General features: G+C 74.0%; 8 protein-coding genes. 7 read left to right on the top strand and 1 reads right to left on the bottom strand.

Annotation, left to right across the window (positions count from 1 at the left end; translation table 11 throughout):
- Positions 1 to 49 precede the first annotated feature (49 nt).
- A complete protein-coding gene (locus ACFWA9_RS37205; protein WP_329490980.1) occupies positions 50 to 1,675 on the bottom strand; it encodes an FAD-dependent monooxygenase in 1,626 nt (541 codons plus the stop codon).
- A gap of 299 nt (positions 1,676 to 1,974) precedes the next feature.
- Here ACFWA9_RS37205 and ACFWA9_RS37200 point away from each other — a divergent pair, with 299 nt between their 5' ends.
- The 7 genes from ACFWA9_RS37200 to ACFWA9_RS37170 are packed head-to-tail and all read left to right on the top strand — an operon-like array spanning position 1,975 to position 7,218.
- The gene (locus tag ACFWA9_RS37200) at positions 1,975 to 3,141 is read left to right on the top strand and encodes a SchA/CurD-like domain-containing protein (RefSeq protein WP_352297470.1); all 1,167 of its coding nucleotides are present in this window, start codon (positions 1,975 to 1,977) and stop codon (positions 3,139 to 3,141) included.
- A 46-nt stretch (positions 3,142 to 3,187) separates the two neighbouring features.
- The gene (locus tag ACFWA9_RS37195; protein WP_329490978.1) at positions 3,188 to 3,622 is read left to right on the top strand and encodes a cupin domain-containing protein; all 435 of its coding nucleotides are present in this window, start codon (positions 3,188 to 3,190) and stop codon (positions 3,620 to 3,622) included.
- Positions 3,619 to 4,875, top strand: a complete 1,257-nt coding sequence (locus ACFWA9_RS37190) for a beta-ketoacyl-[acyl-carrier-protein] synthase family protein (protein WP_352297473.1) — start codon at positions 3,619 to 3,621, stop codon at positions 4,873 to 4,875. Before ACFWA9_RS37195 ends, ACFWA9_RS37190 begins: the two co-directional genes overlap by 4 nt.
- A gap of 5 nt (positions 4,876 to 4,880) precedes the next feature.
- On the top strand, positions 4,881 to 6,122 hold the full coding sequence (locus ACFWA9_RS37185) for a beta-ketoacyl synthase N-terminal-like domain-containing protein (protein ID WP_329490976.1): 1,242 nt from the start codon (positions 4,881 to 4,883) through the stop codon (positions 6,120 to 6,122).
- A gap of 40 nt (positions 6,123 to 6,162) precedes the next feature.
- On the top strand, positions 6,163 to 6,423 hold the full coding sequence (locus ACFWA9_RS37180) for an acyl carrier protein (protein ID WP_329490975.1): 261 nt from the start codon (positions 6,163 to 6,165) through the stop codon (positions 6,421 to 6,423).
- A 1-nt stretch (position 6,424) separates the two neighbouring features.
- The gene (locus ACFWA9_RS37175) at positions 6,425 to 6,880 is read left to right on the top strand and encodes an SRPBCC family protein (RefSeq protein ID WP_329490974.1); all 456 of its coding nucleotides are present in this window, start codon (positions 6,425 to 6,427) and stop codon (positions 6,878 to 6,880) included.
- A gap of 5 nt (positions 6,881 to 6,885) precedes the next feature.
- On the top strand, positions 6,886 to 7,218 hold the full coding sequence (locus ACFWA9_RS37170) for a TcmI family type II polyketide cyclase (RefSeq protein ID WP_352297475.1): 333 nt from the start codon (positions 6,886 to 6,888) through the stop codon (positions 7,216 to 7,218).
- Positions 7,219 to 7,333 lie beyond the last annotated feature (115 nt).

The following is a 7,333-nucleotide window of genomic DNA, read 5'->3' as shown; positions in this document are numbered from 1 at the left end:
CGCCGGTACACACCGGCGGGCCCGCCCCGCGTTCGCCGCCCGCTCGCGGCTACAGCTTGAGCGCCGTACGCAGCGCCGCCTCCACCGCCGCCTCCGGGTCCGCCACCGCGTCCTCGCTGCGCCAGGCGACGAAGCCGTCCGGGCGGACCAGCACCGCGCCGCCCGGCCGGAGGCCGTGCAGCTCGGCGAAGTCCGCGCCGGGCTCGGGCGCCAGGTCGTCCTCCGCCCCGGTGCCGATCCGGTAGGTGTCCAGCGGCACGGCCAGCCGGTCGGCCGCCCGGCGGGCGCCCTGGTGCCAGGCCGTGCCCTCGGGGCCGGTCAGCAGCACCATCGCCTGCTCGTACAGGTCGAGGGTGGAGAGCTTGACGCCCGCCCGCAGCAGCCACTGGTGCGGCGCCCGGCTGCCGGGTTCGCCGCCGGACTCGAACGCCTCCGGCACCACCGGCCCGGCCGGGTCCGCCCCGGCGACCGCGCCCACCGGGTAGCGGTAGCCGAGCGCCACCGCCAGCACCCCGGCCTGCCGCCCGACCCCGGGCACCACCGCGTACCCGGGGTGGCTGTGCTCGGCGGAGCGCGCCGAGGCCCGCTCGCTGGTCACCTCCGCCACCGGCCGGCGCTCCTGCCCGTACGTCTCCAGCAGCCCCGGTCCGGCCCAGCCGCAGAGCACCGCGGCCAGCTTCCAGGCCAGGTTGTGGGAGTCCTGGATGCCGGTGTTCGAGCCGAACGCGCCGGTCGGCGACATCTCGTGCGCGGAGTCCCCGGCCAGGAAGACCCGCCCGGCGGAGTACCGCGTCGCCACCCGCTCGGCCGCGTGCCAGGGGGCCTTGCCGGTGACCTCCACCTCAAGGTCCGGCACCCCGACGGCGGCCCGGATGTGCCGGACGCACCGCTCGTCGGTGAACGCCTCCAGCGGCTCGCCGTGCTCCGGGTGCCACGGCGCGTGGAAGACCCACTCCTCGTGGTTGTCCACCGGCAGCAGCGCGCCGTCGGCGTCCGGGTTGGTCAGGTAGCAGGCGATGAAGTGCCGGTCGCCCACCACCTCGGCCAGCCGCTTGGCCCGGAAGGTGATGCTGACGTTGTGGAACAGCTCGCCCTTGCCGCTCTGGCCGATGCCCAGCGCCTCCCGGGCCGGGCTGCGCGGGCCGTCCGCCGCGATCAGGTACTGGGCCCGGACGGTGCGCTCCTCGCCGGTCTCCCGGCTGCGCAGCAGCGCCGTCACCCCCTCGTCGTCCTGTTCGAAGGAGACCAGCTCGGTGCTGAAGCGCAGCTCGCCGCCGAGCTCGCGGGCGGCCTTCAGCAGGACCGGCTCCAGGTCGTTCTGGCTGCACAGGCACCAGGAGCTGGGGCTGAACCGGGCCAGCCGGCCGCCCGGGTCGATCTCCCGGAACAGCCACTCCTGCTCCTCGCCGGTCAGCGAGGGGGCCTGCAGGATGCCGTGGTTCGCGGCGAGCACCGAGGCGGCCTCGCGGATCGCCGTCTCGATCCCCGCCCCCCGGTAGAGCTCCATCGTGCGGACGTTGTTGCCTCGGCCACGCGGGTGACGCGAGGTGTCGGCGTGCTTCTCGACCAGCAGGTGTCTGACACCCAGTCGGCCCAGGAAGAGTGAGGCCGACAGCCCGACCAGCGAGCCGCCGACGATCAGGACCGGCACCCGGTCGTCAACCTTCGGATTCATCAATTGCTCCAGCCTGTACGGGGGTTCGCGACCCGGCTACGGGGCTCGGCGTCGCCCTCGGCGGGGCCCGCGCGCACGTCGGCCCCGCTCTTCCATCCCCCGCCGCGGGTCCCTTCTGCCGCCTCGTCGCCCGGATGGCCCGCATATCTCGCGCCACCCGTGGGGTCCGCGCACGATCGACCTCAGGCCTGGCCCCCACCCGCCCGGGCCGACCGCCACCGCACCGCCCTCCCCCCGCCGGGGCCCGTCCGGACGGAAGCCGCCCGGCGCGGGCAGCGCCCGAAGCAAGAAAGTGGATCATGACGACTCTGTCCGAACCGCAGGCCGAGCAGCACTCCGAGCAGCACACCCGACTGCGCGTGATGCTGATGCTGGAGATCAAGGACGGCGCCCAGCAGCGCTTCCTCGACGTGTACGAGAAGCTGCGCCACCAGGTGGCCTCGGTCCCCGGCCACGTCAGCGACCAGCTCTGCCAGTCGATCAACGACCCGCGGCAGTGGCTCATCACCAGCGAGTGGAAGGACCAGGAGACCTTCCTGAAGTGGGTGGACAGCCCCGCCCACCGCGAGATGGTCAAGCCGATGCACGGCTGCGTCAGCGACACCTTCCGCTCGCTGCGCTACTCCATCCTCCGGGAGACCTCCGCGGCCGGTGCCACCGGCACCCGCAAGCCGGTGGACGTGCCGCCCGGCCTGCCGCGCACCGCGCCGGCCGGGCACGTCGGCCCGCCGCAGGCCGCGCCCGGCCCGGACGGGGTGGTCCGGCACGCCCTGACCTTCACCGTCAAGCCCGGCAGCGAGCACGAGGTGGCCCGGATCCTCTCCGGCTACGCCTCCCCCAAGGCCGAGGTGGACGAGACCACCCAGCTGCGCCGCACCTCCCTCTTCATGCACGGCAACCGGGTGGTCCGGGCCGTCGAGGTGGTCGGCAACCTGGGCGACGCGCTGCGCCACGTGGCGATGCAGCCCGAGGTCCGCGCGGTCGAGGAGGCCATCAACCCGTACCTGGAGGAGGCCCGCCAGCTCGGCGACCCGCAGGCGGCACGCGCCTTCTTCGCCCGTGCGGCGCTGCCCGCCGAGCACCAGGCGATCGCCGGCTCCCCGGCCTCCGGCCGGCTGCACCGGCACGCCGTGCTCTACCCCGTCAAGCCGGGCAACGGCGCGGCCGTGGCCGCCCTGCTCGCCGAGCACGACAACCTGGCCACCGCCGACCCGACCGGCCCGCTCGCGGCCGCCACCGTCTTCCACCGGGAGGACGTCGTGGTCCGCCTGGTGGACCTGCGGGTCCCGGCCGAGGCCGAACCGGCCGTCGCCCTGGGCGTGGCCGGCGAGCGCGAGGCCACCGTCCTCGGCCGGCTGCTGGACCTCGGCGCCGAGGGCGACCTGCGCACCGTCGCCGGCCTGAGCGCCCTCCTCGCCGCCCGCGCCATGAGCCCGGTCACCGACCGCAGCTCGCAGCTCACCTGACCGACCATCGGCCCTGCGCCGGCTCCGACTCCCGAAGGAAGAAACCATGTCCACGCAGTACCCACGGATCGTGCACGTCGACGAGGCGCCGGAGAACCGCCGGCGCGGCGGCGACCTGCGCGCCATGCTCACCCCGACCACCTGCGGCGCCACCAGCGGCTTCATGGGCCTGGCCATCGTGCAGCCCGGCGAGCGGATCGGCGAGCACTACCATCCGTACTCCGAGGAGTTCGTCTTCGTCGTCGCCGGCGAACTGGAGGTGGACCTGGACGGGGTGACCCACTCGCTCCGGCCCGACCAGGGCCTGATGATCCCGATCGACATGCGCCACCGCTTCCGCAACGTCGGCGACACCGAGGCCCGGATGGTCTTCCACCTCGGCCCGCTCGCCCCCCGCCCGGAGCTCGGCCACGTCGACACCGAGGAGACCGAGGGAGCGGTGACCTCCGGTCCGCCGGAACACGCCAAGGTGGCTTCGTGACCCGGCGGGTCGCCGTCACGGGGATCGGTGTGGTCGCGCCCGGCGGCGTGGGCGTACCGGCCTTCTGGCAACTGCTCACCTCCGGGCGGACGGCGACCAGGGGCATCACGCTCTTCGATCCCACCGGATTCCGCTCCCGGATCGCCGCCGAGTGCGACTTCGACCCGGCGGCGCACGGGTTGAGCCCGGAGGACGTCCAACGGGCCGACCGCTACGTGCAGTTCGCCATGGTGGCGGCGGACGAGGCGATCGCCGACTCGGGCCTGGACCTGGCCGCGGAGGACCCGTGGCGGATCGGCGTCTCGCTCGGCACCGCCGTCGGCGGCACCACCCGGCTGGAGCACGACTACGCCCTGGTCAGCGCCGGCGGCGCGCGCTGGGACGTGGACCACCGACGGGCCGAGCCGCAGCTGCACCGCGCCTTCGCACCCAGCACGCTGGCCTCCGCGGTCGCCGAGCGCACCGGTGCGCACGGCCCGGTGCAGACCGTCTCCACCGGGTGCACCTCCGGACTGGACGCGATCGGCTACGCCTTCCAGGCGGTCGAGGAGGGGCGCGCCGACATCTGCGTCACCGGCGCCTCCGACTCGCCGATCTCGCCGATCACCGTCGCCTGCTTCGACGCCATCAAGGCCACCAGCGAACGCAACGACGACCCGGAGCACGCCTCCCGCCCCTTCGACGCCCACCGCGACGGCTTCGTGCTCGGCGAGGGCGGCGCCGTCCTGGTGCTGGAGGAGCTGGAGCACGCCCGGCGGCGCGGGGCCCGGATCTACGGCGAGATCGGCGGCTTCGCGACCTTCGGCAACGCGTACCACATGACCGGCCTCACCCAGGAGGGGCTGGAGATGTCCCGGGCGATCGACGAGTCGCTCGCCCACGCCCGGGTGGACCGCACCGAGGTCGACTACGTCAACGCGCACGGCTCGGGCACCAAACAGAACGACCGGCACGAGACGGCGGCCGTCAAGCGCTCGCTCGGTGAGCACGCGTACCGGACGCCGATGAGCTCGATCAAGTCGATGGTCGGGCACTCGCTCGGCGCGATCGGCGCGATCGAGGTGGTCGCCTGCACCCTCGCACTGGCCCACGGCGTGGTACCGCCGACCGCCAACTACGAGACTCCGGACCCGGAGTGCGATCTCGACTACGTGCCGCGCACCGCGCGCGAGCTGCCCCTCCGGCACATCCTGTCGGTCGGCAGCGGATTCGGCGGATTCCAGTCCGCCGTCGTGCTCAACAGAACGGGGTGAGATCCATGACGTCACGTCAGCAGGGCCGCCGGGCGGTGGTCACCGGCCTCGGCGTGGTCGCGCCGAACGGTGTGGGGGCCGACGCCTTCTGGAAGGCCACCAGGCAGGGCGTGAGCGTCCTCGACCGGATATCCCGCGAGGGCTGCGCGGACTTTCCGCTGCGCGTCGCGGGCCAGGTACGGGACTTCGACCCGCAGTCCGTGATCGACAGCCGCTACCTGGTGCAGACCGACCGCTTCACGCACTACGCGATGGCCGCCGCCGACCTGGCGGTGGCGGACGCCGGGTTCGTTCCCGACCCCGACCAGCCGTTCGGGGTGGGCGTGGTGACCGCGGCCGGCTCCGGCGGCGGCGAGTTCGGCCAGCGCGAACTGCAGCAACTCTGGGGCCAGGGACCACAGTTCGTCGGCCCCTACCAGTCCATCGCGTGGTTCTACGCGGCCAGCACCGGCCAGGTCTCGATCCGGGGCGGCTACAAGGGCCCGTGCGGGGTGGTCGCCAGCGACGAGGCCGGCGGCCTGGACGCCCTCGCGCACGCCGCCCGGGCCATCGAGCGCGGCACCGACGCGGTGGTGGCCGGCGCGGCCGAGGCCCCGCTGGCGCCGTACTCGATGGTCTGCCAGCTCGGCTACCCCGAGCTCAGCCTCGACGACCGGCCGGACCGGGCCTACCTGCCGTTCTCCGCCGCCGCCAACGGCTTCGCCCCCGCCGAGGGCGGCGCGATGCTGCTGCTGGAGGACGAGGAGACGGCCCGCCGGCGCGGCGCGACCGTCCGGGCGTACCTGGCCGGGCACGGCGCCACGTTCACCGGCGCCTCCCGCTGGGAGGAGTCCCGCGAGGGGCTGGCCAACGCCGTCCGGATCGCGCTCGACCAGGCCCGGATCGCTCCGGAGGAGGTCGACGTGGTCTTCGCCGACGCCCTCGGCGTCCCGGCCGCCGACCGCGCCGAGGCGCTGGCCCTGGCCGACGCCCTGGGCCCGTACGCCGAGCGGGTACCGGTGACCGCCCCGAAGGCGGGCACCGGCCGGGCGTACTGCGGCGCGCCCCTGCTGGACACCGCCGCCGCGGTGCTCGCCATGGAGGACGGCGTGGTACCGCCCACCCCCAACGTCACCGAGGTCTGCCACGACCTCGCCCTGGTGACCGGCCGCGCCCGCCCGGCCGAGCTGCGCACCGCGCTGGTGCTCAGCCGCGGGCTGATGGGCTCCAACTCCGCGCTGGTGCTCCGGCGCGGGGACCGGGCCTGACCGAACCACTGCTCTGGCAACGAACTGAAGGGAACATCCCGTGAGCAACACCCTCAGCCACCCCGAACTGGCCGCGCTGATCCAGGCGCGGGCCGGCGTGGTGATCGACCCGCTCGACCTGGAGCGCCCGGGCGCCAGCTTCGACGACTTCGGCGTGGACTCCCTCGGTCTGCTCGGCGTGGTCGGCGAGCTGGAGAACCGACACGGCGTGAAGGTCACCAACGGAGCGGAGTCGGCGAAGACGCCGGCCGAGTTCCTCGACCTGGTGAACTCCTCGTTCGCCACGAAGGCCGGTGCCTGAGATGCCCGGACACACGGACAACGAGATCGTCATCGCCGCCCCGCTCGACCTGGTCTGGGAAGTCACCAACGACCTGGAGAACTGGCCGCAGCTGTTCAGCGAGTACGCCTCGGTCGAGGTGCTGCAGCGCGACGGCGACAGCGTGCGGTTCCGGCTGACCATGCACCCCGACGAGAACGGCCAGGTGTGGAGCTGGGTCTCCGAGCGCACCACCGACCGGGCCTCGCTCGCGGTGCGCGCCCGCCGGGTCGAGCCCGGGCCGTTCGAGTTCATGGACATCCGCTGGGAGTACGCGGAGGTCCCGGCCGGCACCAGGATGCGCTGGGTGCAGGACTTCGCGATGAAGCCCACCGCGCCGGTCGACGACGACGGCATGGTGAACCACATCAACCGCAACTCGCGGGTCCAGATGCAGCTGATCCGCGAGAAGGTCGAGAAGCAGGCGGGGGAGGTCTGAACCGGATGCACCGCGCACTGATCGTCGCCCGGATGAAGCCGGACGCCGCCGGCGGCATCGCCGAGGTGTTCGCCGAGTCCGACCGGGGCGAACTCCCGCACCTGATCGGCGTCACGGGGCGCAGCCTCTTCCAGTTCGGCGACGTCTACCTGCACCTGATCGAGGCGGACCGCCCGCCGGGCCCGGCCGTCGCCCGGGTCGTCGAGCACCCGGAGTTCCGGGACGTCAGCGACCGGCTCACCGCCTACGTCCAGGCCTACGACCCGGCCACCTGGCGGGGGCCCAAGGACGCCATGGCGCACGAGTTCTACCGGTGGGAGCGCGGCGGCGCGAGCTGACACCGCGTACCACCGGCCCGGCGGGCCGCCCCCGGCGCCGGGGGGGGGGCGGCCCCCCCGGGCGGGCGCGGGCGGCGGCAGGGGGCCCAGTGTCGTATAAACAACAGACGCGGCC

The sequence above is a fragment of the Kitasatospora sp. NPDC059973 genome (assembly GCF_042737525.1).
In the GTDB taxonomy this organism is placed as follows: domain Bacteria; phylum Actinomycetota; class Actinomycetes; order Streptomycetales; family Streptomycetaceae; genus Kitasatospora.
Note: the sequence above shows the minus strand (reverse complement) of the source record. Positions and strands in the feature narration are given on the sequence as shown.